This is a genomic window from Bradyrhizobium sp. (genome assembly GCF_036009065.1).
In the GTDB taxonomy this organism is placed as follows: domain Bacteria; phylum Pseudomonadota; class Alphaproteobacteria; order Rhizobiales; family Xanthobacteraceae; genus Bradyrhizobium.
In genome coordinates this window covers 1-1,719 of record NZ_DASYMN010000440.1, presented here as the reverse complement: position 1 = coordinate 1,719, position 1,719 = coordinate 1, and the positions used below count along the sequence as shown (strand labels likewise).

Annotated in this window: 1 protein-coding gene; it reads left to right on the top strand. The window is 64.9% G+C overall.

From position 1 onward, the window contains the following. Positions 1 to 84: 84 nt before the first annotated feature. Complete coding sequence (locus VGP39_RS26200) at positions 85 to 1,431, top strand: IS1182 family transposase (protein WP_414644814.1); 1,347 nt, start codon at positions 85 to 87, stop codon at positions 1,429 to 1,431. Positions 1,432 to 1,719: the final 288 nt, after the last annotated feature.

Genomic DNA, 1,719 nt, shown 5'->3' with positions numbered 1-1,719 from the left:
CCTCAGAGCTTGAGAATCTTTTAGCATTTGCAAGGGCTGAGGCGGTGTGATTCCATCGATGTAGGAGCTGCAACGGTGGGAATGATCATGGCTGATGAAGATTTGTTCGAAGGCTTGCCTGAACAGCAATTGCCTGAGCCGGAGAGCCGGGGCGCGCCGCGATTGCGGATGCCGGAGCGCAGCCAGATCGACACGCATTGGGTGGCGCTCGACGATCTGGTAGCGGAGGACCATGCGGTACGCGCGGTGTGGGCGTTTGTTGAGGGGCTTGATTTGTCAGCGCTGCACGATGCGATCAAGGCGCGCGAAGGGCAGCCGGGCCATCCGCCGGCGGCGCCGCAATTGATGATGGCGCTTTGGCTGTGGGCGACGATCGATGGCGTTGGCAGCGCCCGCCGGCTCGATCAATTGTGCCGGGATAATCTGGTCTATCGCTGGCTCTGCGGCGGGGTTTCCATGAACTATCGCAGCCTGTCCGGCTTCCGGATCGCGCACGTAGCGGTGCTGGATCAGCTGCTGGCGCGCGGCGTGGCCTCGCTGGTGGAAGCCGGACTGGTGTCGCTGGATGTCCTTTCGCAGGACGGACTGCGGGTGCGCGCGGCTGCCGGGGCAAGCTCGTTCCGCCGGCGCAAGCGGCTGGAGGAACTGCGGATGGCGGCGCAAGATCGGGTGGCGCGGCTGCGCGCCGAACTTGAAGCCGATCCCGGCTCGGGCGAGCGGGCGCGGCGCGCGGCGCAGCTCAGGGCGGCGGGCGAACGCGAGGCGCGGATCGCGGCGGCTCAGCAGCGCATACAGGAATTGGAAGCCGAACGGGCGCGCCGGGAGAAGACCAACAAGCAGGACGTGAGCAAGCAGAAGGAGCCGCGCGCTTCGACCACCGATGCCGAGGCGCGGGTGATGAAGATGGGCGATGGCGGCTTCCGTCCGGCTTACAACATGCAGATCGTGGCGGAGCCGAAAAGCCAGCTGATCGTCGCCGTCGACAACGACACCACCGGCTCGGATCGCGGCCTTGCACGCCCGGCGATCGAAGGCTTGCAGGCCCGCGGCTACAAGCCTTCCGACTATCTGATTGACGGCGGGTTCACCAAAAACGACGACATCGAATGGGCGCATGAAGCTGGAACGCGCCTATGGTGCCCGCCGGGGCAGACCAGACATGGCACCGATCCATATGCACCGAAGCGGGACGACAGCGCGGCGGTGGCCGACTGGCGCAAGCGCATGGCGAGCGATGACGGTAAAACAATGTATCGGCGCCGGGCCGAGCACGAGTGCATCAATGCGAGAGGACGCCGCATGGGGCTTCAGCAGCTCACCGTGCGCGGCAAGCAAAAGGCCCGCACCGTTCTGCTATGGTTTGCGCTTGCCCACAACATGCTGCGCAGCTTCGCATTGCGCGCAGCCGCCGCCAAAGCCAGCCCGGCATAGCCACTACCGCAACGGAGGACTTCAGCACCCCTTCCAGATCCAACCGCCGGGCTGAACCGTCAGCACCCCCGTGCTCGGAAATGCCTACCCCCTCGGCTCAGCCCAATACATTCTCGGACTCTCAGGATGACGGTGGCAAAACCGTCGTTGCGAGGAGCCCTTGCGACGAAGCAATCCAGCCTTCTAGACCGGCGCTCCGGCCTCTGGATTGCTTCGCACATCGTGCGGCGCGTCGCGCCGCCCGCTGGCTCGCAATGACGCAAACATTCACATACTCTCAGGATGAGG